Raw genomic sequence first — 26,337 nt, 5'->3', positions numbered from 1 at the left:
TGCTCCCCGTTACCGCGCCGTCGCCCGGGTGACGACGGATCGAACCCACGGCTCCGCCGCCACGGGGTAGAGGGGAGCGAACTCTTTCCCAGCATCGAGCGGTCGCCACACGACGGGCACGACGGAACCGTCGGACTCGGTGAGGGTGCCGCCGTGCTCCGGGGGCAGGGGGTCGAGTCCGCCGGAGTAGAGCGCGATGATCTCATGGCCCGCCTCGCCGTTGTATCGGAAGAGGCTCTCGATCGTGTCGAGGTAGGTCAGGTCTGTGATGCGCGCGCCGAGCTCTTCCTCCACCTCACGGACGATCGCTTCGCGATGCGTTTCGCCGAACTCGACGCTGCCGCCGATCAGGCGGTGAAAGCCCCGCGGGTTCTCACGGGTCGGGCCGTGGGTGCTCATGAGGTGTGCCGGTCGTTCGGGGTGGGGCACGACGAGCATGGCTTTCACGCGGATGGAAGACGCGTCAAGGGGCATGTGGTCATCATCTCGCGTGTGCCTCGGCAGGCAGTCTTCGTTGCGGTTCAGCCGGTGAAGGGGATCGGGCCGGCGAGCTGAGTCGTGAGCGCAATGTGCTCAAAGATCCGAGAGCGTGTGAGGAACTCGACGCTTTCCGAGCCGCCCGCGGGAAAGGGAAGAGGGCTCGCGTAGATGTCGTCGAAGTCTGCGGGCGCCGTCAGCGGTCCGTACGCCGCAGCCGCCTCGTCGTAGGGAGCGGAGGCGTAGATCTCTTCGCGCCACTCGGCACTGGTGATCTTGAGTCCGAGATGACGGATGCTCGAGCTCATTCCCGAGATGCGGGAGTACCGGTACTGCAGTACCCGGTATCCGCCTCCCGAGGCGACCACGATGTCCCCGAGGCCGGTTGCGAAGAGGGGAGCCATGTCCCGGTGAGGCAGATACTCTCCGATCATCTCCCGGTAGTAGTCGGGGTCGATGACCTTCAGGAATCCGTTGGCCGCTGATCCGAATCCGTGGATCTGCCACATTTCGAACACGGCTTCTTCGAGCATTCCCGAGTACTTCTGCATCGTCGCTGCCGAGGTCGGGGCGACCGGTATGAAATCTCCGAATGGCCGGAATGCCATGATCATCCATCCCTGTGACTATCTAGAAGGTCTCCGCACACCGTTTCGGCGTCGGTGCCCGCCCGGAAAAGCTATCCCGCGAACGGAATCGGGCCGGCAAGCTGTGCGGTGAGCGCGATGTGCTCGAAGATGCGGACCCGTGTCAGGTGCTCGACTCCCTCGGGGCCTCCCGCCGGGAGGGGCAGCGGTGGGGCGTAGATCTCGTCGATGTCAGCGGGGGAGTCCAGGGCGCCATACCTCTCATCGGCTTCGGCGTACGGGGCGTAGCCCATGAATCTGTTGAGCCAGCTTTTCTGAGCCGCGAACAGTCCGATCATGTCCAGGCTCGATCCGACGCCACCGGTCGCGCGGGCAGGAAGCCGTTGGCCGCGAGTCCAAATCCGTGAGCCTCTCAGAGCTCGACGAGAGCAGGCTCAACCAGGTTGCGGTATCAAGCGACGGTGGCGGATGGAGCGGCGGCGACGCGGACGAAATCGCGGAAGAGCTCGATGGGCACGTCAGATATCGTCCTCGGCTCGTTCGTGCGCGCGCATGATGCTCTCGCTGTCAGCCGAGGTTGGACGCAGGTACTTCGCGTCCTGTCTCGTTGTCGAAGAAGCGGATCGCCCCTCGGTCTCGGATGATGGCCAGATCTGTTCCCACCGGCATGTCGAGCAACGGGATCACGGCCGGCTCGATAGCCGCGATCGTGTTGAAGGACGCCACCTCGAGATTCGACGGGTCATCGAGATATGACTCGTCGTCGATCTCGGAGAAGAACCGCCACCCGTTGTCGGACGGGTTCGACGGTGCCTCGCGAACGGCCCACTTGAGGGGCGCGCTGCCGTCGAGGACCCGCCGGGACGCTATGGACGCTCCGGACTCGCGGACGAACTCAGGAACGTTCGCTGACATATTTCTCCATTCGTGTGATAACGGCACCGCGGAAAGAAGTGTCTCGGCAAGGCGGTGGAGACGCTTTGTGCGCCATGTTGGAAAATCGCTACAAACGGCGCTAAATTCCGTCAGCCTGCAAAAGGAATCGGGCCGGACAGCTGAACTGTCAGTGCGATGTGTTCGAAGATTCGAGAGCGTGTGAGGTTCTCGACGCCCTCCGGTCCGCCGGCGGGGAGGGGGAGTTCGTACCCAAAGATGTAATCGATGTCATCGGGGGAATTGAGTGGACCGTACGTGTTCACCGCTTCAAAGTAGGGCTTCGCATCGAGGAACTCTTCGAGGTATTCGCGATCCGCTGCTCGGCGTCCGATACGAGCGAGACTTGATCCGACTCCGCCGGTTGCTCTGGCGTACCGGAATTCAAGGACGCGGTATTTACCTGAGTAGGCGACGACAACGTCCCCCATCCCCGTTGCAAGAACAGGGATCATGTCGGGCCGCGGGAGGTATTCTCCGATCATGGTCAGGTAGTAGGCGGGGTCGATCAATTTCAGGAAGCCATCAGCGGTGCAACCGATGCCGTGCGCATGCCAAAGTTCTAGGACGGCGGGCTCGACGAGCGGTGAGAAATTCTCGAGAGAACTAACGGGCATTGCGGAGAAATGCTTGAATCCTTCAAAAAGGGACGCAGTCATATCTTTTTATCCTCTGATTCTCACGTTGAGTAGCGTGCTGCGCAGTTGCTCGCGGGACATCCCGTTCGCCAGTTCGCGGATCTCCGATTCTAGGACGGGCACGCGCGTTCGCCACTGCGACCCCACGGAGGAGTTGACTGCGGCGTCCCCCACCCCGTCGAAATCGAGCGGGTCCCCTCCGGCGACCGTGTCGAGGCGGTGGATTGCGTGCTGCGTTTCCAGCCATTCGGCCGCTTCTTGCCTCGCCTGCGCGGCTGTTCGACCTTGATCCTGAAGCTCGTCGATTTTGTCAATCAGCGCGGCTTGTCGGACCGCGGCCTGTTCGGCCTTCACCGCGCTCGAACGATCCCCCGTGAACTCTTCCCTGCGCTGCAGCCACGTCTCGAATGTCGTGTTGTCTAAGACGTCCTGCGCGTTGGAGATCTGCCGATCCCACTCCGGCCGACTGTGCTTCGGGTTGTACGTGAAGTCGACGTCCAACTGAGTTGGATGACGCACCAGGCTTTCGGCCGCGGTTTCCGCAGCGTGCACCGCGCTGGGGCCCTTGCCGCCGCCGACCCACCTCGTCAAGAACTGCAGCGCCTTGCCCGCCATGCTGCTGAGCTCCTCGACGAGCCCGCGCAACTTGGTGAAGGCGTTCACGACGGTGGTGATGGTCTTGCTGATGCGCGGCACGAGCGCAGAGACCCGCGAACCGACCTGCGCCGCGATCACGGGTGTCGCGAGGCCGACCGTCGCGACCGCGGTGATGGCGGCCGAGATCGCCATGCCGACGATCTGACTGATCGCGTCTCGCACCAGATCGTGGGTCATCTGCACCAGCGACGACGCCATCGACAACCCCGTCGAGATCGCCCCCGCCCACTGGCCCGACGTCGTCAGGTGCTGCGACAGCCCCTGCACGTGCGCGGTGTACGCGGTGATGGTCTCTCCCGACAGTCCGTCGAGGTCGGCGAGGCGGTTCTGGGCGGTGACGCCCAGTTCGTTCATACGCGCGCCGACGTTGCTCCACGTGGCGGCGAACGCCTGCACTTCGGCCGCGTTGCCCGTGAGGTCGTTCAGCCAGCCTTTGAGCGGCTCGATGTGGTCGAGCAGCCAGCCGAGACCGTTGGCGATCAGCGTGCCGATGGGGTCGATCACGGCGGCGACCGTGTCCATCGCGGCCGAGAAGCCGGCGATACCGCCTTCGACCCAATTGCCACTCTGGATGGCGTCGGCCAGAGCCTGCCCGTCGGTGACGAGAAACGCGCCCGAGAACGCGGAGGTCGTGTCCACGGGGGCCGCCACGAGCGAGTTGCTCATCCAAGGCCTCCCTCGAGGTGCTTCGTCACCTGAATGACGGTCTCTTCGAACGTGTCGAAGTCGGCGACGACTCCGCGCAACTCCTGCCCCGTACGCTCAAGCACGCCTTCCGCGCCGCTGATGTGCTGCGAGACGGCTCCTGACACGATTCCGACAGGGGGAACGATCCAGGCACAGAGAACCCCGAACGCCCCGCCGCCCAGATTCACGCTCTTCAGGGCGGATGCCGCTTCGGCGGCGTCCGAGGCGAGCTGCTGCACACGCGAGGCATGCTGCAGCATGACGTCGGCATCCATCCGGATCTGCTGGGTCATCGCAGGCCTCCTCTGCGCGTCACTCCATCGTCTTCCGGTTCGGGAATGAGCTCCGCGGCGACGACGCCGACGATGGGGTCCGATTCGCCCATGATCTCGGTGGTCACTTCGAGGGTGCGCACGCGGGCGTCTTTCGTCGCCTTCGCGATCAGGTCCATCACCTCGGCGCTGACGCGGCGGCCTCCGCGGTCGAGGGCGGCGTCGGCGATGTCGAGGTCGCGGATGACTCCCGCCGCGTCTACCTCGACGGAGATGTCGCGGGTACGGGCCACAGCCTTCGCTCGAACCTCGCCGATCGCGGCTTGCAGAACCGGCAGTTTCTCGCCACGTTCCTGCGCGCGACGCGTGTCTTCTTCGATCCGCGCGAGTGTCTCTTCCGGTGATCCGTACACGCCGTGCCCCCACCCAGGCCGCGCGCTGCACGTTCCTCCACGGCGCGCGGCAATCGTCACCTATCCACAGACGAGGGTAAGTCGGGAAGGGGCTGAACAGGATGAGAATCGTCTCATCTCTGTGCAGGGGCCGGATCAGTGGACGAGCGCTCCGCCCGCGCGCCAGTACCCCAGGAACGACACGCGCTCTCTCGGCATCCCGAGCTCTCGAACGAGCACGCGGCGCGAGGCTGCCACGACGCCCGACTCCCCGGCGAGCCAGGCGTACTCGGCGTCGGCGGAGCCCCAGGCGCGGACGGCCGCCTCGGTCTCGTCGCGGGCGACCACCCGCACGTCGATGGCGTCACCGAGTCGGGCCACGGTGACGTCGCCTCCGGTGTCGCCGATCTCGATGATCGCGACCCCGCGGGCCCGGGCGGGGAGGGCGGCCGTGATGTTGCGGACCGCGGGGATCGCGGTCTCGTCGGCCACGAGCAGGAAGGTGCCGAGGGCGGGCGGCTGCCAGTGGATGCCGTATCCCGTCCACCCGTTGCGCACGTCGGGCCCGGCGAGCACGACCGACTCGCCGACGCGCGCGGCGCGCGCCACCGCGAGGCGGGGCCGTCGGGGGAGTGGAGGTAGAAGTCGACGTCGACCTCACCGGCGTCGGGGCGGATCGCGGCGGGGGTGTAGGTGCGCAGGACGCTGCGCTCGTCGACCGGCATCGCCTTCCAGCGCATGTACCACTCGGACGGGTGCGGTGTCGGTTCGTCCAGCAGGCCGACGTCGGCGAGGCCTCCGCCCGGCAGCGGGAGCACGAGCTTGATGCGCTGGTCCACGCCCCACGGGGCGAAGTGGCGCAGCGCGTCGCCCGCGAAGGTGAGGCGCAAGACGTTCGGCGACAGCATCTCGCGCGCGCTGACCTCGACGGGGAAGGCGCTGTACTCCCAGGGACGGGTGAGGCGGTGAGTGGGGTCAGGCACGGCGGCGGATGTCCGAGACGATCAGGACGACGAGGTACGCGCCGCCCACCGAGACGGTGACGACGCCGACGGGAAGGGTGACCGGCAGCACGTGCTGCGCGACGGCGTCGGATGCCAACAGCACCAGCGCCCCGACCATCCCGAGAGCGTGAGCGACAGCGATGGCGAGCGCGCGAGGCGCCGCGCCATCTGCGGAGCCGCCAGGGCCACGAAGGCGATGGGGCCTGCGATCGCGGTGGCCGCGGCGACGAGCACCACCCCGATCAGCAACGCGACGCTGCGCACGAGATGCGGACGCACCCCGGTGGCGGTCGCGAGGTCATCGCCGAGTTCGAGCTGACGCAGCGAGGGGACGAGCGCGAACGCCGCGAGCGCGACCGGCGCCGCGCACAGCAGCACCCCGCCGAGCGCGTCGCCGGTGACGCCGTTGAGCGAACCATGCCCCCAGGCCGAAGCGAACATGGCGGTCTCGAGCTCGACCTGCAGCAGCATCCAGGTGTTGAAAGAGGCGAGCATGGCCGAGACGCCGATGCCGACCACGATGAGCCGGAAGCCCTGGAGACCCCCACGGTACGCGAGCAGCCAGATGACGAGGGACGCCGCGAGACACCCCACCAGCGCCCCCGCCGCCCGCGCCTGCCACGACGACGACACGAGCACGAGCGTGACCAGCATGCCTATGAAGGCGCCGTTCGACAGCCCCAGGATGTCGGGGCTCGCGAGCGGATTGCGGGTGACCGTCTGGAACAGCGCCCCCGCGATCGCCAGGAGCGCCCCCAGTGTCACGGCGGCGAGCACGCGGGGCAGCCGCCACCCGACGACGACGGTGGTGTCGAGGGGCGTTCCGCTTCCGAGGAGCGCGCGGATCACGGCATCCGGGGCCACGAAGTAGGTGCCCCACCCGAGCGAGAGCACCGCGAGGGTCAGGATCGCGGCGACGGTGGCGGCGCCCACCACGACGCTTCGTGGACGCACACGGATACCCGCCAGACGCTGCGGGCTCAGGACGACGGTCACAGGGCGCGGGCCCTGCGTCGGCGCGCGAGCGCGATGAGGACGGGAGCGCCGACGAAAGCGGTCACGATCCCCGCCGGCACCTCGGCCGGGGCGATGATCACGCGGCCGAGCACGTCGGCCAGCAGGACGAGGATCGGCGCGGCGAGGGCGCTGAGGGGAAGGATGAGGCGCTGGTCGGGTCCGACGATCCAGCGCACGACGTGCGGCACCATGAGCCCGACGAACGAGAGGGGACCGACGAGAGCGGTCGCGGCGCCCGCGAGCACAGTGACGGCGGCGATGGATGCCACCCGCACGGCCCCGACGCGCGTGCCCTGGGCCCGGGCCAGATCGTCGCCCAGCGCGAGCGCGTTGAGGGGACGGCCGAGGGTGAATGCCACGAGGAGTCCGACCACGACGAACGGCACCACCGCTCGGTTCTGATGGACGGCGGGACGGCAGCGCTTCAGCGGGTGGAGGAGGCTCTGGCCGAGTCGATCATGTGACGGCTCGAGGTCTTCAGATGGTGAGGGCGGCTCGCGTGTTGCCCCCGCACTCCGCCGTCCCGTCGACACGGACCCATTCGGGCTCGACGTGGCCCTGCGCGAGGACGGTGCCGGTGGCATCCGTGAGTCGGTAGCCGATCACCTGGGTGTCGCCGGAGAAGAAGGAGGCGGTCCAGCCGGCCTCCGCGTCGCCCGAGAGGAACGGACCCTCGGCACCTTCTTCGGGGATGCAGTCGGCCCCGGCGCAAAGCGACAGGAGGAGGTCGTGCGAGGGCAGTGCGGTTTCGATGGTGAGCGTGGACGAATACCCGATGGCGGGGCACACCGACCCGAAGGCGGAGCAGGAGGAGAGAAAAAGTGCCGTGATCGCGGCGAGACCGACGGCAGCACCCCTGTTCATCCCCCCACGCTACGGCGGACGATCCGCGGGCGGAGCGATCGTTTCGGATCGGAGACGTGTCTCAGTCGCTCGCTTTCTCGAGACCTCGCGTGCGGATCTCCTCGAGGTCGAGACCCGCGAGGATCTTCCGCGCCACGAGGTCGTCGATGGTTCCCTCGCGGCGTAGGCGCAGCAGCACCTCGCGTTTGCGGTCGAGAACCGCCAGCCGCAGTCGCTGCGCCTCTTTGTGGCGCAGCAGGGGAGAGCGCTGGGTGACGTCGATGTCGTCGCTGACGGCGATCATCTGCAGGGGGCCGGTGAAGGCGGCACCCTCGTCGGTGTTCTCCGACGTACCGTCGGCGCCCGTGCGGCGCCGCTCGTCCGAGCCATCGGGCGGCACCGGCCCCGTCGATGACGGGTCCTCACCGAGCGAGGCGTCGAGTTCGGCCAGATCGCGTTCCTCGATCGCGCGCTGTCGCGCGACGGCGCGGGCGTTGGCGAGCTCGAGCCGCTCGTAGCCCTCGCGCCGTGCGCGATCGCGCACGCGGTCGCTGATGCCGTGCTCGGTTGCCAGGTCGTCCAGGGCGGCAAGGGCGGCACCCGAGATCGCGCGCTCGGCGAGTTCGTACTCTTCGATCGCGGCATCGTCGTTGGGGAGTTTCGCCCACCGGATCACCGCGGGTAGCAGCGGTCCCTGCACGAGCAGGGTCAGCACGATCACGCCCGCCGTGACGAACACGATGGCGTCCCGCCCCGCGACGGGCCCACCCTCGGCCGTGGTGACCGGCACCGACAGCGCGATCGCGAGAGACACCGCCCCGCGGAAACCGGCCACCGTGCTGACGACCCGCGAGCGGTGACGCAGCGACCTCGACGACCCGCTCGGGGGACGTGAGAACGGCGAGAACAGCCACTGGAACAGGTAGCGCACGACGAAGAGCGCGATCCAGGCGGCGACCGTGACCAGCAGCAGCAGGCCGATCTCCGACCCGGAGATCTCGTGCAGCACGAGCTGCACCTCGAGCCCGATCAGCACGAACAGCGCGCCGTTGAGCAGGTAGACCCCGAAGGGCCACGTGGCATCCGCCGCCCTCCGCGACATCGCCGTGGTGATGCGCGGCGATACCCACGCCATGATCAGGCCGGCGAACACGACGGCGAGTACGCCCGACGCCTCGACCAGCTCGGCGATGAGGAAAGACACGAACGGCACGAGCACCATCGTGAGGTTGATGGTCAGCGTCGACTGCATGCGGCGCAGGGCGAAGAACGCTGCGGCCGCGACCGCGATGCCGGCCGCCGCACCACCGAGGTACGACAGCAGCACCATCCCGGTGATCTGCAGCGGCGTGATCTGGTCACCGAGCAGCAGGGCCACGGCGATCGCGTAGAGGACCAGGGCGGTGCCGTCGTTCGTCAGGCTCTCGGCCTTCAGCTTCATGAAGGTCTTGGCGGGCAGCAGCCGGCCGAGCGCAGCGACCGCGGTGGCATCGGGCGGGGCGACCGCGGCGCCGAGGACGAGGGCGGCCTCCCAGGGCACGCCCATCCAGGTCGCGACCCCGGCGACGGCGAAGGCGGATGCCACGACGAGCAGCGTGCTCATCGGGATGATGTAGCGCAGCGAGCGCCGCACCGACCGCAGCGACGTGGTCCACGCCTCGCGGAACAGCATGACGGGCAGGAACAGCAGCAGCACCGTCTCGGGCGGAAGCTCGATCTGACGCAGCTCGGGGATGAAGCCGAGCGCGAGGCCGATGACGAGCAGGACGAGCGGCGTCGCGACGCGCAGTCGGGGAGCCAGAACGGTGCCCACCAGCATCGCCAATCCCAGCAGAACCGTGATTTCGAGTCCTTGCATGCCTGCCGCCCTTCGCCGTGCCCCTGGACACAGCGTAGAGACAGGCTCGGACATTCCCGAGCGCTCGTGGGGGGAACGTCGCCGACCGCATTAGGCTGTCGGGACGGTTCGGAGACGGGGGATCTACGATGGCGCTCGGCGGAAGCAGGGGAGACACGATGCGGCGAGAGGTCATCGTGCCGCCCGCCCTCTATCTGCCCCTGGTGGGCGATCCCGATGGGCGCGGCCAGCAGGCTGTCGTGCAGACGCTCGTCGACGGCCGCCGCGGTTTGCTCGCGTATACGGCTCTCGACAGGCTCGCCGACGCCTGCGGGCGCGAGCAGCCGTGGATGCTGTTGATGACTTCGGAGCTCGACCGGGTCCGCCAGGCGCAACCGTTCGACGTCGTGGCCTTCGACCTCGACGTGCCACCGCATGCGCGACGAGACGGGCGACTCGGGTGAGCGACCCTATCTACGTCGACCGCGACAACATGACGCGGCGAATGGGCCTCATCGTCGACGAGCTCGACGGAATCGACGAGGCACTCGCCTCCGTGCCCGCCGCGGCCGACGGCGGAGCGGCATCCGCCCTGATCGGCTTCATCGCGGGCGCCGCAGCTGAGGCGGCGAATGAATACTCCGGAGCCGTTCGCCTCGTGGGCGCGGTGACGGACAGTGTCCTCGACGACGTGCAGGCGACCGAGGAGCAGGTGCTGAGCGAAATTTCGCACCTCGAAGAGGGGCTCGAGGACTGATGCCGATCGACGCGAGAATCCCCGGTGACCCGGCGAGCGTGCGCGCCGTCGCGGACTGGCTCGATCGCGTGAAGAACGCCTTCACGGGCGCTGATCTTGAACTCACCTACTTGTGGGGCGACTCGAACAACTACTGGACGGGCGAAGCCGGCACCGCCTGGCGGTCTGCGGTCGGCGACGTCCGCGACCGGGCGGGAGAAGTGGGCAGCTACACGAGCGACGCGGTTGAGGTGTTCCGCGCGTACGCCGGCCGACTCGAACGCGCGCAGGAAGACGCCGGTACGCTCCGATCCCAAGCTGCGGCGGTGGGCCTCGAGGTCATCGGCACGACGGTGCTTCCACCGACGACGTCTCTCGCGTACTGCCCGGGTCCGGGCGCGCCCGCCGCTGATCTCGAGGCGTATGACGAATACGTCTCGCGGATTGCGAGCTACAACGATCTCGGCGCGCAGATCGGGACGATGATCGGCGAGCTCGACGCGTGGGTCGGAGAGCACATGGCCCCGCTCATTGCTCGTGTCGAGGGCCTGCAGAAGCTTGCCGGCACGGTGTCGGCCATCGCGGCCAAAGGCAACGAATCCCTCGCGACATCCGTGCTCGACGGGTACGAGAGCTTTTACGACCAGACGCTCAGCACCTGGCGCAAAGACCACGACTCCCTCCAGTCCGCGGCGGAGACCTTCCGCGATCAGCTCCGGTCCGGCAACCCGGCGTTGCGGGCGGCGGCTGAGGCGGCTGACCCGCACGGGATGCGTGCGGGGGTGGAGGAATTGGCGGAGCAGATCGGCCGCGTGTCGCGCGTGACCCGCGTGCTCCCGATCGCCGGCAACGTGATCGATGTCGTCTCCCTCGCCGCTGATGTCGCAGACGGGGGTTCGCTCAGCTCCGGTGTCGCCGAGATCGCGGGCGGAATGGCAGGCGGGGCCGGGGGTGCGGCCGCGGGCGGGGCTGCGGCAGCAGCGCTCGGAAGCAACCCGGTCGGATGGGTGATCGGCGGAACAGTCGTCGGTGGCCTAGCAATCGGTGCGGGGGCCAGGTGGCTGTGGGAAGCCGCCGTCCCCCTCGATTCCCGTGAAACCATCGACGATTTCTTCACCGGACGGCCACCGCGGCTCGAAGGGTATGTCCCGCCGTCCCCCCGATCGCAGCCGTACCAAGGAGCAGACTGACCGTGGCCATCAGCAGGACGTCACCGAGACTCCCGTCCACCGCCCCCCGCGTTCCCGTCTTCCCGAACGGCCGCCGGCCTTCGTGGCTCGTCGCCGTCGTCGTCGTGTTCGCCGTGCTTCCCGTCCTCATGGCTGTCGCCGACGACAGGCTCGGACTGCGCCTGGTGATGGGGGCGCTGACCCTCACCATCCTCGGAGCCGCGGCCTGCCTGCACGCGCTCTTCGGCACGATCCAGGAACGTCTCGTGCGCATCGATGAGTCGGCATCCGGGATTTGGTTCCGCCCCGCCCCGGCTGCGACCGCTGTGCCCTTCGTGCTCGGCGGCCTGCTGCTGCTCCCCGCTGTCGCGCAGATCGTGGTCGACGTCGCGGATCTGGACACCATGCCGTCATTCCTGCTCACGCGCGCGCCATACGCTCTCGGAGTACTCGGCCTCGGCGTGATCGTCGTGAACGCCGTGCGTCTGCGCGAACCGGCCGGCCTGCACCTGACGTCCGGGGGCCTCGCCGGCATCCGTGGTCGCGGTCGTGTCGACTGGAGTTGGGACGAGCTTGCGGAGGTGGGGGTGGGCACCGGCCCCGTCGCCAAACTCACCCTCATCGCCGACGATGCCGGTCCGCGTGTCGAAGCGCCGATGCTCGCGCTCGGGTCCGACCCCAATCAAGTGGCCACTGTGGTGCAGTACTTCCGCCATGTTCCATCGGCGCGCGCGGCTCTCGATGGCCCCGGCTCCGTCGCCCTGCGCGGAGTCGACGACGCTCTGCGGGCCCGCGAGGGCTGACCGCGCCCGCAAGCTCGGCGATTCGCACAATCTCAGCCCCGACGCGCCGGTTCGGACTGAGGTTGCGCGAATCGCTGAGGTTACGCCCGCGCCCCAGTCCCGCGCCCCGGCAGTGCAGCGGAATTCCCCGCGCCCCGCGCGGCACCTGCGTGGCCTCACAGAGTCAGTGATTCGCACAATCTCAGCCCCGACGCGCCGATCCCGACTGAGGTCACGCGAATCGCTGAGGTTACCCCGCGCCCCAGCCCCGCCCCGGCCGCGCAGCCCCGCCCCCGCCGGGCACACCCCCTACGCCCCGGCCGGAACCCCGACCTTCGCCTTGGCCCACGAGCGCCCGCGGGTGTCCTTGAGGATGTCGTACTCGACGTCGACGTGCGGCTCGATCGCGCTGTACTTGTCGTTCGGCGCCCCGATGACGAGCTGGAAGCCGAGCCCGCGCCAGGCTCCGATCGCGCGCTTGGTGAAGTGCGCGTCGGCCTTGATGAGCGCCTCGTCGAGGAAGACGGGCGCGTACCGCGGCCGCTCCGATCCGGCATCCCCCAGCTGATACCGCAAGGCGGCGCCGACGATGAAGGCGATGAGCTCCTGCGACTCGCCGCCCGACTTCTCGCCGATGTGGTCGTACAGCGCGACGTGCTCGCCGGTGTCGGCGCGGAAGCGCTCGGCGCTGACCCGCACGTGATTGCGCACGTCGATGAGGTCGGCGAAGTCGGGGGCGGTGGGACGGATCCGACCGATGAGCCGGGCCATGCGCCCGTACACGGCCTCGCGCTCCTCGTCGGATGCGGCCGCGTCGATCGCCGCGCGCACGTCGCGCAGCTCGCGGCGGAAGCGCTTGCGCACCTCGGACTGGCTCTCGCGCGGCACGATCTGCAGCCGGTGCTCATCGTCGTAGAACGGCAGGTCCTGCATGATGTCGTTGATCGGGGCGATGCGCTCGCGGATCTCGCGCAGCGCCCGGGTGAGCGCGGAGTCGAGGCTCGTGAGGTCGTTGCCCGACAGGCGCAGCAGAGAGTCGCGCCATTCCGCTTCGAGTTCGTGCAGGCCGCTGGCCTCGAGCTCGACGAGGATCCGCTCGAAGTCGCCGAGCGCCTCGTCGGGGTCGGCGAGCAGGTTGGGGCTCGGCCACCGGTCGGTGAACGCGGTCATGGTGCGGCGCAGGCTCTCGCGCTGGTCGCTCCAGGTCTCCTGGGCCGCGCGCTGCTCCTCGAGCAGGCGCTTCGACGCCGATTCGAGGGCCGCGTCGAAGCGTGCGAGTCGCTGCGAGGGCGAGACGTCGTCGCCGGAGGGCGCCACGAACAACCCGTCGAGGTAGTCGACCTCGTCGGGGGTGAGCGCCATCTCGTGGTCCTCGGCCCGCTCGAGCAGGATCTGCGCGGCATCCACGTCGTCGGTGATCTCGGCCCAGCGCGCGGCGAGCGTCTGCTGCTCGGTCTTCGCCCCGCCGATCTCCTCACGCAGTCGCGCCACGCGCGCCTTCGCGCCCGAGATCTGATCCTGCAGCTCCGCGATGCGGGGATTGCCCGCGGTGATCTCGACGACGGTCTCGTTCCAGCGGTCGAGTTCGCGCTGAACGGATGCCACGTCGACCTGGTCCCACGACAGATCCGCGATCTTCTCGTAGGCGCCGCGCCGGTCGTCGAAGGCGTCGAGGGCGGCGGCGGCTTCGTCGACCGCGGCCTTGGCGGCGGTGAACTCGCGTCGCGCGGTCACGATCTGCTCGCCGAGCTCGGTGAGCCGCACGCGCGAGGAGAACCCGAGGATGCTCTGCCGCGCCGACCCGCCGTGCGCGCCGCGGGCGCCCTGGCTGGTCTGGCCCGAGATGGTGAGGGCCATGCGGTGCTGCGACAGCTCGGATGCGGCATCCACGCACACGAACGCGAACTGCTGCTCGAGGCGGTCCTGGAGCCAGCCGGTGAAGGGGGAGGAGCGGAACTCCAGGCGCCCGGGCAAGGTCGCCGGATCCAGCGCCCCGCGCTCGGGCAGGTCGGTCGGCACGCCCTCGAACCGCAGCCGCTCCCCGAGACGCACGCCGTCGATGGCGGACCGGAACGCCGGAAGGTGCGCGGCGTCGACCAGCAGCGTCGTCGCGAATCCACCGAGGGCGAGGGTGAAGGCCCCGCGCCACGGCTCGAACTCGGTGCGCACGTCGACGAGCTCGGCGACGAAGGGCAGCTCGGCTGCGGTGAGCCCCGCGGCCTCGGCCAGCGCCTCGCGCGCCTCGTGCAGACGCGGGGGGATGTTGTCGTCGCGGGTCTGCGTGCGCCGGTGCTCGGCCTCGAGGGCGGCGAGCTGCTGGCGCAGGTCGGTGTGCCGGCTGCTGGCGGCGACGAAGGCGTCGCGCACCGCGCTCTTGGCATCCGTGTCGGCGAGGGTGCGACGCGCCTCGGCGACGAGCGCGGCGAACTGCTTCTCGGTGGCGACCTCGGCCGAGAGCACGGCGAGTGCCGCCTCGAACCGTTCGCGGTCGCGCTGCATGCCGGCCAGGCGTCGCTCGAGGGTGCGCAGCTCCCGCTGGGCCGCGTCGAGCCGGTCGCCGCCGGCGGCGCGCAGCACGTCGCCGAGGCCTTCTCGCTCCGCCTCCGCCGCGTCGGCGAGGGCCTGGCGTTCGCGCACGAGCGCGTCGGTCGCGTGCGTGCGATCGCGCAGCTCGGCCTCGACCGCTTCGAGCAGGTCGACCCGGCGCTGCGCGCGCCAGAGCGACGCGCGCGACTCGGGGTCGCCGAAGCGCCCGAGCGCGTCGATCAGGCGCAGCCGCTCGGCGGCGTCGTCGATGCGCGTCTTCATGCCGCGGATCGGCTGCAGGGCCCGCACCTGCTGGCGGGCCTCGAGCATGCGCGTGCGCGTCGACTCGAGCCCGTCGAAGTGCGTGACGACCGCGTCGGCGACGGCGAGGGTCTCGGGCTCTTCGAGCACCATGCGCTTGTACAGGTCGTCGACGGTGGTGATCTGCTGCCCGGCCTGGATGCGCGCGAGCAGGCTCATCGCCTTCGCCCCCGCGCCCGCCGCCCCGATACCGAGCACCGCGTGCAGGCGTGCCGAGAACTCGCGGTCGGTCGCGAGGGTGTCGAGGCCCGTCGCCCGCACCGCCGAGTCGGAGAGGTGGCTCTGCGCCGCCCGCTCGAGCTGGCGCAGGTCGAACGCCCCGTGCACGGTCGCGCGCATCTTCACGGCGTCGTCGAGCGTGCGGGCTGCCGCGGGGAAGTACCAGGCCCGCACGGCCGTGAAGCGGGCGCCGTCGTGGTCGGCCCAGGTCATGCCGATCGCGGTCCACGTGTCGACGCCGTCGCCGCGCAGCACCCGCACCTTGGTGCCCTCGTCGGTGCGCGATTCGTCGAGCTTGCCGCGGCCGTAGGAGAGGATGTTGCGCTGCTCCTGTCCGCGCGGACGCCCGACGACCGCGCCGTTCGAGGCGCCGTTGAAGGGGGTCGTGTGCGGCATCATCAGCGCGACGTACGCGTCCATGAGGGTGGATTTGCCCGAGCCCGACCCCCCGCACAGCAGCGTCGCGGTCGGCGCGAAGCGCACGCGGTGGGTGCCGTCGTATCCGCCCCAGTTGATCAGCTGCAGGTCTTCGGCGACCCACTGCTGCCCGCGCGAGGCAGCGGGGATCAGCCCGAACAGTGTCTCGAGCATCGTCATGCGCGCTCCTCCTCGAGAATTCCGGATGCCACGGCCTCGGCGTCGGCGTCATTGATCAGGGGCGCCGGGGTGCCGGCATCCCGTGTCTGCTCGTCCAACCACCGCTGCAGCTCGCGCAGCACCTCGGCGCTGAGCACGATCTCGATGAGCGGCCCGATGCGGTAGCGACCCTCGGACTCCTCCTCGATGATGCCCTCGCGGTCGAGGCGCGCGATCGCGGTGCGCACCGCCCGCTGCTGGCTCGCGCGCGTGCCGTCGGTCTCGCTGAAGTAGGTGAGCACGGTCTGCTCGACCTCTTCGACGTCGACGCGCGCCGATGCGGTGCCCGCGGTCGTCTCGCGCTGGAACACCGTGCGCAGGTACACCAGCACGAGCGTCTCGGCGCGCGAGTACGCTTCGTCCTTCAGCAGGATCGGCACGTCGAGCTCGTCGCTGCGCACCTGCTCCTTGTAGGCGACGCCGCGCGCGTGGTCGACGACGAGTCGCACGAACAGGTCGTTCAGGCGCGACTCGATCATCTGCTGGTGCTCGAGCAGCAGCTTCCACTCAGCGGGCGAGCTCTCGGCGACCAGGAACCGCCGCTGCAGGATGCGCACGAGCACGCGCCGCACGTCAGCGTCCAGCGTGCCGCGGTCCCCGGCGAACAGCGCGTCGGGGTCGTTCTCCATCGCGACGGGGGCGATGAAGGCGGGGGCGTCCGTGTCGGGGGCGGACGGGTCGATGTCAGTCATCGGCATCCGTTTCTGTCGTGCGGGAGGCGGTGACCGCCCCGAAAGCGAAGCGTCGGGTCGTGCCGTCGGGGCGCACGGCCTCGACGATCGAGACGTCGTCGTGCTCGACGAGTCCGTCGCGGTGGACGATCTCGAGCAGACCCACGAGGTCGACGGGGCGGCGGGTGTCGGCATCCACCCCCGCGAACGCGGTCGCGAGGTCGAAGCCCTCGCCGAGGGTGGCGACGTAGGCCTCGAGCTCGGCGTAGTGCGGCCCGCCCCACGCGCGCGTGTCGGCGTCGACGAACTCGACGTCTTCGGTTCCGGATGCCAACGGCTCCGGCGCCCCGGGAGGACGCACGTCGCTGAGCGAGCGGCGCAGATGCCCGATGTCGGCGAGCGGGAGCGTCCGCACCGGTTCGACGCGGCCGGGGGAGCGGGTCTGGCTCCATCGGTGCAAACCCGCCATGACCCCGCGCAGCAGGTCGTCGACCTGGCGATCGCGGATCGGGTCGTGCGTGCGCACCTGCGCGGTGATGACGTGCGAGGCGCGTCGCTGCGCGGTCAGCACCTCCTGCACGCCGGCCTCGACGCGGCGCGCGATCGCGTCGAGCTCGCCGCGCTGCTCGGGGGTCATGAGGCGCGAGAACGGCTCGGTGAGCACGGCGTGCAGCTGGTCGGTGAGGTCGTCGATGTTCTCGGGGTCGCCGATGAGGCGCAGCGCTCCCTGGAACGCACGCCCCTCGGGCGTGGCCTGCATCACCTGGCGGCCGCGCTCGAGGTACTCGCGCAGCACCTCTCCGGTCGGCCGCACGTCGCGCCGGAGCTCTGCGACCACGTCGCGCTGCATCGCGGCGATCGACTCGGCGACGCGCGAGAAGTCGGCAGGCAGCTCGCGCGCGAGGTGGATGACGTTCTCGGCCTCTTCGAGCAGGTGGTCGTCGTCGAGCGGTTCGACCACGCCCTCGTCGAGTGCGGCGATCTCGGCATCCAAGGCCGCGCGCTCCTCGAGCAGGGCTTCGCGGCGTCGCTCCGGGTCGCTCTCGGCGTCGCGGGCGAGGCGGTCGACGGCGTCGAGCAGGGTCCGCACGCGCGAGCGCGAGACGCGGGCGCGGCCCCCTCCCGCGCGGCCGGCGATCTCGAGGGCGCCGACGGCGTGGGCGGAGAGGCGGTAGACCTCGACGTCGTCTTCGATCTGCAGACCCAGCCAGCCCACGCGCACCCAGCCGCGGCAGATCTCGCGCGCGGAACCCGCGGGGACCCGGCGATCGTCCTCGGAGTCGATGCCCGCGGCGCGCAACTCCTCGATCGCCTCGGCCACCTCGACATGCGCGTCCGCGACGGCGACGGCGGGTCGATCGGGCGTGAACACGATCGACAGGACGGCGACGACGAACGGCGCGAAGCGCCCGTGCAGCAGATCGAGAGTGGGGTTCTTGAAGGCCGTCACCGAGCGCAGGTATGCGGCTTCGGTCCGGGTGCTGCTCACTGGCTGAAGTCTACCGGGGCAGCCGCGGGCGCCATGGCGGCGTCCTCTCGGGTGAGCTGCCGGGTGAGACCGCCGTCTTCACCCGCGCGCGCCGGCGGACGCCCTGGAGCGGCCACATCGCCTCAGATCAGACTCCGGATGCCACGACCCGCCGCTCTCACCCGCTCTCGGTCGCGAGCCCTGGGCCCCCGCATGGTTCACGCATACGGAATAGTCAGCGCGATTCGTGGGCCGCCCGAAGGGATCTCCCGGCCCGTCCAGGAAGGACCCCCGTGCGACACTCCGGCGCCCATACTCCTGCGCACCCCACGCGGCGCGTCATCCTCCACGGGGCTGCGTGGGCCGTGCCCGCGGTGGCCCTCGTCGCCGCGACCCCCGCGTTCGCCGCGTCGGGGACGACCCTGTCGTTCTCGGCGTCCGCGTACGCCGGCACATCGTGCGGGAGGATCACCGACGCCGTCGTCCGCGCCGCCGACGGGTCGACCGCCGCGGCGGGGGTGAGCGTGGTGCTCCAGATGTCGAGCGGCTGGACGTTCGATGGAGGCGGGTCGACCGCGACCGTGGTCACCGGCTCTGACGGTTCGGTGTCCTGCGGGACGATCCACGTCCCCGCGGGCACCGCGACGGGAACGCTGTCGGCGACGGCCTCCGGGGCCACCGGAGCGTCCGCGTCCCTGTCCGCGTACGACTCGCAGATCCTCACCTCGCCGAGCGGCCTCGCCGACGCCAGCGGCATCCCGGCCGGGGCGACTCCGATCGCGCAGGGCTACTTCCTTTCCGGGGGAACGCTCTACCTCTCGGGGACGGGCTCCGTGGCGACGGGCATCGACGCCGTGGGCCGGCTCGTCGAGGCGCCGAGCAAGAACGGCTCCTTCCTTCTGCCGGTCCGGCGCTCCGACGGCAGCGCCGCGGTGTACGACACGAGTTCGGGAACGGTCACCGCCGCGACGGGGACTCCGTCCGGCGCGACGCCCCTCGCAGCGGACCTGTTCCTGTCGGGCAACACGATCTACCGCGGCGGGTCCGCCCTCACCGCCGACGTCGATCGGGCCGGTCAGCTGATCGAACACGACGGCGGCAACGGCTCCTCCGGGATCTTCTACCTGCCCTACCTGTCCACGGCGGGCTCGGCGCGGATCCTGCGCGTCCCGCAGAACGACGTGCGCACCGCCTCCGAGTACGGTGCGGCGGGCGGCCCCGGTTCGGGGGCGACGCCGATCGCCGACGACCTTTTCCTGTGGCACGACGACATCTACCGGGTCAGTTGGGACGGAACCTCCGCCTACGGCACCGGCGCCGTGGCATCCGGGGTCTCGACCTTCGGCGCGCTGACGCCCAACCCGTACTACTCGGGCGAGCGCCTCCTGCCCGTGGCCCGCAGCGGCAGCGGACAGAACGCCCTGTTCATGGTCTCGGGCAACGCCCTGCGCGACACGACCCAGGTCCCGTCCGGCAGCACCCCGATCGGTGCGGATCTCTTCCTCTCGAGCGGGGCGATCTACCAAGACGCCGTGGGCGTCGTCGCCTCGTCCGTCGCGGCGAACGGGATCGCCGGCCCCGCGTCGTACGGGTCGAATAAGGTCGTCGTCCCCCTGACCGTCTCGGCCTCATGCTGACCGGGCCCTCCGCATCGCCGCGGTCCCGCGGTCGCGCTCTCCGGTGGGCGGCGCTCGGTTCGATCGGGGCACTGCTGGTGGCTGGCGGCGTGGCCCTGGCCGTGTGGCCCTCCGGTGTGTCCGCCCCGGTCGCCTCCGACCCGGACGTGCTCGACGTCGCGGCCGAAGCCGGCGCGACGGACGATCCGCAGACGGCGGCGAACCTCGCGTCGGTGGACGAATGGGTGAACGGGCTCGACATCCCCGCCGACGCCACCGACGATCAGCGGCTGCAGGCCAAGCTGGCCTACGACCTGGTCACCGTCCCGCTCGCCGACCGCGACGAATTCCTCTCGGTGCCCGGGGTGAGCGTGGTCGCTCCCATCACCCGTGACGACAGCGTCACGGGCGCGGTGCTGCGCTCGCAGTCCGACCTCGTGAGAGCGAGAATCCCGGATGCCACGATCGAGGCGAACCAGGTCGCCACGACCGAGGCCACCACGACCCAGGGAGACCAGACGCCCGTTCCGTCGTGGGGGCTGGACGTCATCGACAACTCCGCGTCCGCACAGGATGACCACTACCTCTACGACACCACCGGCGCGGGTACGACGGTGTTCGTCATGGACACGGGGATCACCTCCTCTCTCTCGGACTTCGGTGGGCGCGTCGACGCGGCGGCGGGCAAGACCTTCATCAACGACGGGAACGGCACCGAGGACTGCAGCGGACACGGCACGCACGTCGCCGGCACCGTCGGCAGCACGACGTACGGGGTCGCCAAGCAGACGAAGCTCATCCCGGTGCGCGTCGAGGATTGCGACGGAAACGGCACGACGACCGATATCTGGTACGCGCTGAACTGGATCACCGATAACTACAAGTGGGCCGACCGCATGGTCATCAACATGAGTATCGGCAGCGCCAAGGCGAACAACGTCAACAGCATGATCAGCTTCGCCAACAGCCGCGGGTTCGTCGTCGTGGGAGCCGCCGGCAACGAGAAGCAAGACGCCTGCAATACGACGCCGGCATCCGCTGCCCGGACGATCACCGTCGCCTCGTACGACAACCGCCTGCAGTGGAGCAGCCAGTTCAGCAACTACGGCTCGTGCGTCGACATCCTCGCTCCGGGTCAGGACATCCGCTCCCTCTGGTATCAGGGCGGCGCGAGGATGGAGAGCGGCACGTCCATGGCCGCACCCCACGTCGCGGGACTCGCCGCCCGTCTGCTCGAGGCTCATCCCTCGTGGACGAGTGCCGACGTCATGAGTTACTTCCAGACGTCCGCGGCGACGGGTCGCATCTCCGGCGTCCCGGCGAACACGGTGAATCTCGTGGCTGCGATCCCCGTCGCCGCGTCCGTGCCGAAGATCACCTCGCTCACGACGAGCGCGGTGTCGTCGGGCATCTCCCTCGCGTGGACGACGAACGGCGTCGGCACCTTCACGTCGTTCGCCGTCACCGTGACCGATTCCACGACGGGCCGTGCCTATCCCGTCACGGTCGGGGCCTCCCGGTCGTCGACCGTCTTCACCGATGTGATCCCCGGCCACACCTACACCGTCCGCGTCGCGGGTACGGCGACGATGCCCTCGGGCGCCGTGGTGACGACCGACCCCGCGACCGCCGCGGGGCCCTGACCGATCGAGGAGAACGGCTTGTCGAAAGGTCCTCGTCCCGCTTCCGCACGTCGGTGGTGGTCCCTCGGCGTGGGCGGCGTCCTCCTCCTCGTCGTCGGGACCACCGCGGCGGTCTCGTCGTCGCCGATCCCCGCGCGTCCTGCCGCGGACGCTTCCCGCGCGGCGGCTCCTTCCGCCGGCGCCGGCGCCGTGCTGTCCGGCGAGCCCGCGGTGCCCGCCTCCGAGGACGAGCAGTTCCACATTCCGCCCGGCGCCACCGACGAGGAGCGGCTCCGCATCAAGCTGTCGTACGACATCGTCTCGGTGCCGGTCGACCGGCGCGACGAGGTGCTCTCCGTTCCCGGGTTGTCTGCCGCCGCGCCGGTCACGCTCGGCGACACCCTTTTCTTCGCCGTTCCGGGCGGGGCCGCGGACCTCGTGCGAACTGTCGTGCCCGACGCCACGGTCGAGGACAACCCTCTCGTCACGGCGAGTGCCGACGAGACCCCCGTGCCGTCCTGGGGGCTCGATGTCGTCGACAACACCGCCTCCGCTCAAGACGACCATTACCTGTACGACTCGACCGGCGCGGGGGTCACGGCGTTCGTCATCGACACCGGGGTGCAGGCGTCGCACCCGGATTTCGGTGGGCGGGTGGACGCGGCCGCGGGTAAGGACTTCGTCGGTGACGGCCGGGGCACCGACGATTGCAACGGTCACGGGACGCACGTGGCAGGAACGGTCGGGAGCACCACCTTCGGCGTCGCCAAAGACGTGCGGATCATTCCCGTCCGTGTCCTGGGCTGCACGGGCCAGGGGTCGGGCTACGACGTCTACCGCGCCCTCGCGTGGATCTCCGACACCTTCGCGGGTACCCGATCCGTGATCAACATGAGTGTCGGGATGCCGAAGTGGGACCCGGTCGACAACGCGGTGAACGCGTTGAGCGACGAGGGCTTCGTGAGCGCGGTCGCCGCGGGAAACGATACGAAGGACGCCTGCGACTACTCGCCCGCGAGCGCGTCCGACGCCATCACGACCGGCGCATACGACAGCTCGAACAAGCTCGCCGATTACAGCAACATCGGTCCGTGCGTGAGTGTTCTGGCACCCGGCAGCGGAATCGTCTCGACGTGGATCAACTCCCAGGCGGCGATCGACAGCGGGACGTCGATGGCGAGCCCCCACGTCGCGGGCCTCACCGCCCGGCTGCTGCAGGAGCATCCGACGTGGAAGACCGGCGACGTCAAGAGCTACCTCGCCACGGCGGCCGCCCGAGGCCGCATCTCCGGGGTCCCCTCGGGCACGGTCGACCTGGTGGCGGCGGTTCCGGGCGTCCCGCGCATGAAGTCGCTGACCGCGACGGCCGACGCGGCGGGAATGGCCCTGTCGTGGTCGACGAACGACATCGGCACCTTCCTCACCTTTTCGATCACGGTCACCGACACCACAGACGGTCGGTCGTACCCGGTCGTCGTCTCGGCGACGCGTTCGTCGACCGTCTTCACGGACGTCCTGGCGGGGCACAGCTACACCGTGAGCATCACGGGAAGCGCGCGGATGCCGTCGGGCACGGTCGTCGCCACCGACCCGCTGACCGCGACGGGCCCGTGATGACGCGCCTTCTTCTTCTTCTCCCCTCCCTTCGAAAGGGGCGACCATGTCGCATCGCCTTCGCCTGACCGGACCCGCGCGGTGGGTCATCCTCGCGCTGACGGGAGGGCTGCTCGCCGCGACCGTCGTGACCGGCATCGTCGTCTCGAGTGCTCCGGATCAGACCTCCGCCGTCGCCGTCGCCGGACCGACCCGCGCGCCGGAACTCTCCCACGCGTCGGACGCGTTGTACGACGGCTTCGACATCCCCGCCTCGGCCACGGCTGAGGAGCGGCAGCAGATCAAGCTGTCGTACGACATCGTCTCCGTCCCCCTCGCTCAGCGGGAGCGGCTGCTCGCCGTGCCGGGCGTCACCACCGCCGGAAGGGTGTCGATCGGCGACGTCTTCTACGCCGCCGTCCCACGGGCCCAGGCTGGCGCCGTGCGCGCGGTCATCCCCGAGGCGAGCGTCACGCCCAACCCCGTCGTCCGCCCCGCCTTCGACCAGTCGCCTGTCGGATCGTGGGGCCTGGACGCCGGGGACAACACCGCCGCCGTTCAGGATGGGCACTACCTGTACGACTCGACGGGGGCGGGCACCACCATCTTCATCGTCGACACGGGGGTCTGGGCCGCGCACCCCGACTTCGGCGGCCGCGTCGATGCCGCGGCGGGCAGGAACATGACCAGCGACGGCGGGTCGACGGACGACTGCAACGGGCACGGCACGATGGTGGCGGGCGTCGCCGCCAGCGCGACCTACGGCGTCGCCAAGCAGGCCCGCATCATTCCGGTTCGTGTGTTTCCCTGCTCGGGCCCGGGAGACGGGTGGAGCGTCGTCGCGGCCCTGGGCTGGATCTCCGACAACTTCGTCGGTCGGCAGGCCGTCGTCAATCTGAGCCTCGGCACGTCCGAGTGGCCGGACCTGGACAACGCCGCGAACGCGCTCGTGGACAAGGGGTTCGTCGTGACTGTCGCGGCGGGAAATGACCCGAAGGACGCGTGTACCATATCGCCGGCCCGCGCGGCCAAGGTCATCGACGTGGGCTCGTACGATCCCACCAACGAGTACCGCTACGACAGCAACTACGGACCGTGCGTGGCGATCTTCGCTCCCGGGGGCACCGTCACATCCACCGCGAAGGGCGGCGGCTCGGGGCAGGAGAGCGGAACGTCACTCAGCAGCCCGTTCGTCGCGGGCCTCGCGGCACGTCTGCTGCAGGAGCATCCCTCGTGGGCACCGTCCGACGTCTGGCAGTTCCTCGACACCCCCGCCGCAGAAGGCCACCTGACGAAGGTTCCCGCGAACACCCCGAACCTCGTCGCCGCCATCCCCGGTGTCCCGAAGATCTCCTCGGTCACCGCGGCTCCCACGGACGGGGGCATCGGGATCTCGTGGACGACGAACGACATCGGCACGTTCACCTCGTTCTCCGTCACGGTCACCGACACGACGACGGGGCGCGCGTACCCGGTGGTCGTGTCGCTCCTGCGCTCCTCGGCCGAGTTCATCGACGTCGTTCCCGGCCACACCTACACCGTGAGCGTCTCCGGGTCGGCGCAGATGCCCTCCGGGGCCATCGTCACGGCCGACTCGGTCACGGTCGCGGGTCCCTAGCGGTCGGTCACGCACCCGTGCACTGGTAGAGGGTGGCGCCGGACACTTTGCTGACATCGCCGCCCTCTTTCGCTTGGCTGAAATCCCACTCCCCGACCTCGTGGCATCCGGGTCCCGTGGCGACGCGGCGCACGGGGTCGCCTTCGGGTGCTCCGGATGCCACGACGAAGAGCCGCGCGTGGCCGCTGCGGACCATCTGCTCGAGGTCGTCGGTCGTGAAGACGGGCACGTGCCCGCTGTAACCGCCGTCGGTGAGCACGCTCGCGCCGGTGGCGTCGATGACCTGCGACGACAACGCCCACGAGTCGGTGACGAAGAGCGGAGAGCCGTCCGCGCCGCCGCCGTGTTGACGGGCCGCGTCGACGATCTGGGTGACCGCGGGACTCATCTGCGGAATCCCGCCCCACACGGAGGGCGTCGACACGGTGAACGTCTCGTCGGGGTGGCCACCCCGCGCGGTGACGCCGACGTAAGCGTCGCCCCCGCTCCCGTCCCGCGCGTCGTCGAGCACCTGGAGGCTCGTCGCGACGGGCAGGCAGAGCAGCGCGACCGCGAGGGCGGCGGGGGCGACTCGACGCAGACGGGGGAGCGAGCCGGGCTCCGGGAGAGCGACGGCTATGCCGAGCGCCAGGCTGATCGCGCCGACCACGATGGCGGGGACGAGCAGAACGGCGGGCAGGCGCGCCTCGCCGATGAGCACGCCCCACCACACGGCCTGCACCCCGACGACGGCCGGCAGGACGAGCCGATCACGTCGACGCCGTGACCGCAACAGCCGCATGCCCTCGACCCACGCGACGACGACGAGCAGGACCATCGGAACGCCCAGGGCCGCGACATAGGCCGTGTGCGGGACGTGGGTGAAGGTGAGCACCGTCGCCGCGGTGGCGAACCACACGGCGGCGACGACGACGAGGGGGAAGCGGGCCGAGGTCGACGGCGCCCGTTCGGACCCGCGCCGGGGGAAATACCGCCAGAGGCCGAGCACGATACCGGCGAGGGCCGCCGGGTAGAGCCAGCCGATCTGGGTGACCAGCGGCAGTTCCAGCAGCTTCGTGAGCGTCGGAGACCCGCCCGAGCTCGAGGGGGCGGGTGTCAAGAGCGCGTGGCTCACGGCGGCGAGGGTCGCACCGAGCCCTCCGGTGGAACTCGACGCGCCCACCGAGCCCGGGACCGCACCCGGGACGAACCGGTCGAGGCCGTTGTACCCGAAGACCATCGCGAAGATGCTGTCGTTGGTCGAGCCGTCGACGTAGGGGCGTGCATCGGCGGGGACGAGCGCGACGACGGTGATCCAGGCCACGGATGCCGCGACGGCGGCGGCCGTGACCGCTCCGGCGCGCACGAGGCCTCGGCGCCACCCGCGGGTCGCGGCGAGCGTGCCGGCGATGAGCGCGGGGAGGAGGAACCACGCGGCCATCATCTTCGCCTGGAAGCCCACGCCGATGAACACCGCGCACAGCACCAGCGGCCACCGCGCCGAGGTCAGGATCGCGCGCTGCCACCAGACGAGCGCCACCGCGAGCGCCATCGTGAGCAGTCCGTCCTCCATCGGGTGGGCGAACATCGAGACGAAGATCGGCGTCGAGGCGGCGGCGCCGGCGGCGAGCAGGCCCGCGCCGCGCCCGCCCCAGCGCAGCGCCAGCACCGCGCACGCGACGACGGCCACGACGCCCTCGATCACCTGCGGCAGGGCGATGGCCGAGATCGACATGCCGAAAAGACGGATGCTCAGCGCCTGCGGGACGGCGAAGCCGCTGAGCTTGTCGAGGGTGACCGTGGCATCCGGATCGAAGGCTCCGAAGAACAGGGCGTGCCACGACTGCGACATCGACCGGGCCGAGGCCTCGTAGAACGAGAAGTCACCTCCGCGCGCGAGGTTCCAGCAGGTGAGCACGACGAAGCCGGCGACGATGATCGTCAGCGAGATCCGTGCCCACCAGGGTTCGCGCCACCAGCGCGCGAGAGGGGCGGGAGAGGTCACGACGCACAGGATGTCCCGCGGGGAACGGGAGC

25 protein-coding genes and 1 pseudogene are annotated in these 26,337 nt (G+C 70.0%); 8 read left to right on the top strand and 18 right to left on the bottom strand.

All coding sequences use genetic code 11. The annotated features are described in order from the left end of the window. Positions 1-9 precede the first annotated feature (9 nt). The 14 genes and pseudogenes from F9B98_RS00775 to F9B98_RS00715 form a co-directional block, all read right to left on the bottom strand. A complete protein-coding gene (locus F9B98_RS00775; protein WP_191966604.1) occupies positions 10-474 on the bottom strand; it encodes an NUDIX domain-containing protein in 465 nt (154 codons plus the stop codon). 47 nt (positions 475-521) lie between these two features. Then, complete coding sequence (locus F9B98_RS00770) at positions 522-1,085, bottom strand: GAD-like domain-containing protein (RefSeq protein WP_191966603.1); 564 nt, start codon at positions 1,083-1,085, stop codon at positions 522-524. Between the two features lie 71 nt (positions 1,086-1,156). Then, positions 1,157-1,402 (bottom strand): DUF1851 domain-containing protein, encoded by a 246-nt coding sequence (locus F9B98_RS00765; protein ID WP_150951575.1) that lies wholly within the window; start codon positions 1,400-1,402, stop codon positions 1,157-1,159. A gap of 229 nt (positions 1,403-1,631) precedes the next feature. Then, positions 1,632-1,979 carry a DUF2185 domain-containing protein gene (locus tag F9B98_RS00760; RefSeq protein ID WP_150951573.1) on the bottom strand — a complete coding sequence of 116 codons (348 nt, stop codon included), beginning with the start codon at positions 1,977-1,979 and terminating at the stop codon, positions 1,632-1,634. Positions 1,980-2,089: 110 nt separating this feature from the next. Further along, on the bottom strand, positions 2,090-2,656 hold the full coding sequence (locus F9B98_RS00755) for a T6SS immunity protein Tdi1 domain-containing protein (protein ID WP_150951570.1): 567 nt from the start codon (positions 2,654-2,656) through the stop codon (positions 2,090-2,092). Positions 2,657-2,662: 6 nt separating this feature from the next. Continuing rightward, positions 2,663-3,958, bottom strand: a complete 1,296-nt coding sequence (locus tag F9B98_RS00750; RefSeq protein ID WP_150951568.1) for a polymorphic toxin type 15 domain-containing protein — start codon at positions 3,956-3,958, stop codon at positions 2,663-2,665. Then, positions 3,955-4,272: a hypothetical protein gene (locus F9B98_RS00745; protein WP_150951566.1), complete on the bottom strand. Its 318-nt coding sequence runs from the start codon at positions 4,270-4,272 to the stop codon at positions 3,955-3,957. Before F9B98_RS00745 ends, F9B98_RS00750 begins: the two co-directional genes overlap by 4 nt. Next, positions 4,269-4,664 (bottom strand): YbaB/EbfC family nucleoid-associated protein, encoded by a 396-nt coding sequence (locus tag F9B98_RS00740; RefSeq protein ID WP_191966602.1) that lies wholly within the window; start codon positions 4,662-4,664, stop codon positions 4,269-4,271. The genes F9B98_RS00745 and F9B98_RS00740 overlap by 4 nt, the downstream gene beginning before the upstream one ends. Before the next feature lie 135 nt (positions 4,665-4,799). After that, positions 4,800-5,252 carry a siderophore-interacting protein gene (locus tag F9B98_RS16055; RefSeq protein WP_225310174.1) on the bottom strand — a complete coding sequence of 151 codons (453 nt, stop codon included), beginning with the start codon at positions 5,250-5,252 and terminating at the stop codon, positions 4,800-4,802. A gap of 53 nt (positions 5,253-5,305) precedes the next feature. Then, positions 5,306-5,551, bottom strand: a pseudogene (locus F9B98_RS16050) (siderophore-interacting protein); the annotation flags it as partial. 96 nt (positions 5,552-5,647) lie between these two features. Next, positions 5,648-6,643: a FecCD family ABC transporter permease gene (locus tag F9B98_RS00730; protein WP_225310173.1), complete on the bottom strand. Its 996-nt coding sequence runs from the start codon at positions 6,641-6,643 to the stop codon at positions 5,648-5,650. Further along, positions 6,640-7,053, bottom strand: a complete 414-nt coding sequence (locus tag F9B98_RS00725) for a FecCD family ABC transporter permease (protein ID WP_263641775.1) — start codon at positions 7,051-7,053, stop codon at positions 6,640-6,642. Before F9B98_RS00725 ends, F9B98_RS00730 begins: the two co-directional genes overlap by 4 nt. Before the next feature lie 88 nt (positions 7,054-7,141). Then, positions 7,142-7,528 (bottom strand): hypothetical protein, encoded by a 387-nt coding sequence (locus F9B98_RS00720; RefSeq protein WP_150951562.1) that lies wholly within the window; start codon positions 7,526-7,528, stop codon positions 7,142-7,144. 61 nt (positions 7,529-7,589) lie between these two features. Then, positions 7,590-9,365, bottom strand: a complete 1,776-nt coding sequence (locus F9B98_RS00715; RefSeq protein WP_150951560.1) for a Na+/H+ antiporter — start codon at positions 9,363-9,365, stop codon at positions 7,590-7,592. A gap of 128 nt (positions 9,366-9,493) precedes the next feature. Here F9B98_RS00715 and F9B98_RS00710 point away from each other — a divergent pair, with 128 nt between their 5' ends. From F9B98_RS00710 to F9B98_RS00695, 4 genes are read left to right on the top strand one after another with little or no spacing between them, the layout of a single operon-like run. Beyond that, positions 9,494-9,808 (top strand): SAV_915 family protein, encoded by a 315-nt coding sequence (locus tag F9B98_RS00710; protein ID WP_225310171.1) that lies wholly within the window; start codon positions 9,494-9,496, stop codon positions 9,806-9,808. Further along, positions 9,805-10,101 carry a hypothetical protein gene (locus F9B98_RS00705; protein WP_150951558.1) on the top strand — a complete coding sequence of 99 codons (297 nt, stop codon included), beginning with the start codon at positions 9,805-9,807 and terminating at the stop codon, positions 10,099-10,101. The genes F9B98_RS00710 and F9B98_RS00705 overlap by 4 nt, the downstream gene beginning before the upstream one ends. Then, positions 10,101-11,270 carry a hypothetical protein gene (locus F9B98_RS00700; protein ID WP_191966601.1) on the top strand — a complete coding sequence of 390 codons (1,170 nt, stop codon included), beginning with the start codon at positions 10,101-10,103 and terminating at the stop codon, positions 11,268-11,270. The genes F9B98_RS00705 and F9B98_RS00700 overlap by 1 nt, the downstream gene beginning before the upstream one ends. A gap of 2 nt (positions 11,271-11,272) precedes the next feature. After that, positions 11,273-12,052: a hypothetical protein gene (locus F9B98_RS00695; RefSeq protein ID WP_150951554.1), complete on the top strand. Its 780-nt coding sequence runs from the start codon at positions 11,273-11,275 to the stop codon at positions 12,050-12,052. 288 nt (positions 12,053-12,340) lie between these two features. On the opposite strand, the gene F9B98_RS00690 is transcribed toward F9B98_RS00695, so the two are convergent. Genes F9B98_RS00690 through F9B98_RS00680 form a run of 3 tightly spaced genes read right to left on the bottom strand, consistent with a single transcriptional unit; the run spans position 12,341 to position 17,893 of the window. Beyond that, positions 12,341-15,694: an ATP-binding protein gene (locus F9B98_RS00690; protein ID WP_150951552.1), complete on the bottom strand. Its 3,354-nt coding sequence runs from the start codon at positions 15,692-15,694 to the stop codon at positions 12,341-12,343. Further along, the gene (locus F9B98_RS00685) at positions 15,691-16,431 is read right to left on the bottom strand and encodes a DUF4194 domain-containing protein (RefSeq protein WP_412177020.1); all 741 of its coding nucleotides are present in this window, start codon (positions 16,429-16,431) and stop codon (positions 15,691-15,693) included. Before F9B98_RS00685 ends, F9B98_RS00690 begins: the two co-directional genes overlap by 4 nt. Continuing rightward, entirely contained in the window at positions 16,418-17,893 is a 1,476-nt protein-coding gene (locus F9B98_RS00680) for a DUF3375 domain-containing protein (protein ID WP_150951549.1), read from the bottom strand. The genes F9B98_RS00685 and F9B98_RS00680 overlap by 14 nt, the downstream gene beginning before the upstream one ends. A 272-nt stretch (positions 17,894-18,165) precedes the next feature. Between F9B98_RS00680 and F9B98_RS00675 the strand changes: the two genes are divergently transcribed. The 4 genes from F9B98_RS00675 to F9B98_RS00660 all read left to right on the top strand — a co-directional run bounded on the left by F9B98_RS00675 (position 18,166) and on the right by F9B98_RS00660 (position 24,321). Beyond that, entirely contained in the window at positions 18,166-19,509 is a 1,344-nt protein-coding gene (locus F9B98_RS00675; RefSeq protein ID WP_150951547.1) for a hypothetical protein, read from the top strand. An 89-nt stretch (positions 19,510-19,598) separates the two neighbouring features. Then, positions 19,599-21,131, top strand: coding sequence for a S8 family serine peptidase (locus F9B98_RS00670; RefSeq protein WP_150951545.1), 1,533 nt, complete (start codon positions 19,599-19,601; stop codon positions 21,129-21,131). Between the two features lie 18 nt (positions 21,132-21,149). Then, positions 21,150-22,724, top strand: a complete 1,575-nt coding sequence (locus F9B98_RS00665; protein WP_191966600.1) for a S8 family peptidase — start codon at positions 21,150-21,152, stop codon at positions 22,722-22,724. A 46-nt stretch (positions 22,725-22,770) separates the two neighbouring features. After that, a complete protein-coding gene (locus F9B98_RS00660; RefSeq protein WP_150951541.1) occupies positions 22,771-24,321 on the top strand; it encodes a S8 family peptidase in 1,551 nt (516 codons plus the stop codon). Between the two features lie 7 nt (positions 24,322-24,328). On the opposite strand, the gene F9B98_RS00655 is transcribed toward F9B98_RS00660, so the two are convergent. Further along, positions 24,329-26,305 (bottom strand): glycosyltransferase family 39 protein, encoded by a 1,977-nt coding sequence (locus tag F9B98_RS00655; protein WP_150951539.1) that lies wholly within the window; start codon positions 26,303-26,305, stop codon positions 24,329-24,331. Positions 26,306-26,337: the final 32 nt, after the last annotated feature.

It is taken from the genome of Microbacterium testaceum StLB037, assembly GCF_008763945.1.
Classification (GTDB): Bacteria; Actinomycetota; Actinomycetes; order Actinomycetales; family Microbacteriaceae; genus Microbacterium; species Microbacterium testaceum_G.
This window is presented reverse-complemented; position numbering and strand designations above follow the sequence as displayed.

Coding starts and splice junctions, on each gene's coding strand:
- F9B98_RS00750 (WP_150951568.1), bottom strand. CDS start 3,958: ATGAGCAACTCGCTCGTGGCGGCCCCCGTGGACACGACCTCCGCGTTC.
- F9B98_RS00745 (WP_150951566.1), bottom strand. CDS start 4,272: ATGACCCAGCAGATCCGGATGGATGCCGACGTCATGCTGCAGCATGCC.
- F9B98_RS00700 (WP_191966601.1), top strand. CDS start 10,101: ATGCCGATCGACGCGAGAATCCCCGGTGACCCGGCGAGCGTGCGCGCC.
- F9B98_RS00770 (WP_191966603.1), bottom strand. CDS start 1,085: ATGGCATTCCGGCCATTCGGAGATTTCATACCGGTCGCCCCGACCTCG.
- F9B98_RS00690 (WP_150951552.1), bottom strand. CDS start 15,694: ATGACGATGCTCGAGACACTGTTCGGGCTGATCCCCGCTGCCTCGCGC.
- F9B98_RS00685 (WP_412177020.1), bottom strand. CDS start 16,431: ATGCCGATGACTGACATCGACCCGTCCGCCCCCGACACGGACGCCCCC.
- F9B98_RS00715 (WP_150951560.1), bottom strand. CDS start 9,365: ATGCAAGGACTCGAAATCACGGTTCTGCTGGGATTGGCGATGCTGGTG.
- F9B98_RS00660 (WP_150951541.1), top strand. CDS start 22,771: ATGTCGCATCGCCTTCGCCTGACCGGACCCGCGCGGTGGGTCATCCTC.
- F9B98_RS00760 (WP_150951573.1), bottom strand. CDS start 1,979: ATGTCAGCGAACGTTCCTGAGTTCGTCCGCGAGTCCGGAGCGTCCATA.
- F9B98_RS00775 (WP_191966604.1), bottom strand. CDS start 474: ATGCCCCTTGACGCGTCTTCCATCCGCGTGAAAGCCATGCTCGTCGTG.
- F9B98_RS00720 (WP_150951562.1), bottom strand. CDS start 7,528: ATGAACAGGGGTGCTGCCGTCGGTCTCGCCGCGATCACGGCACTTTTT.
- F9B98_RS00765 (WP_150951575.1), bottom strand. CDS start 1,402: ATGATCGGACTGTTCGCGGCTCAGAAAAGCTGGCTCAACAGATTCATG.
- F9B98_RS00710 (WP_225310171.1), top strand. CDS start 9,494: ATGGCGCTCGGCGGAAGCAGGGGAGACACGATGCGGCGAGAGGTCATC.
- F9B98_RS00755 (WP_150951570.1), bottom strand. CDS start 2,656: ATGACTGCGTCCCTTTTTGAAGGATTCAAGCATTTCTCCGCAATGCCC.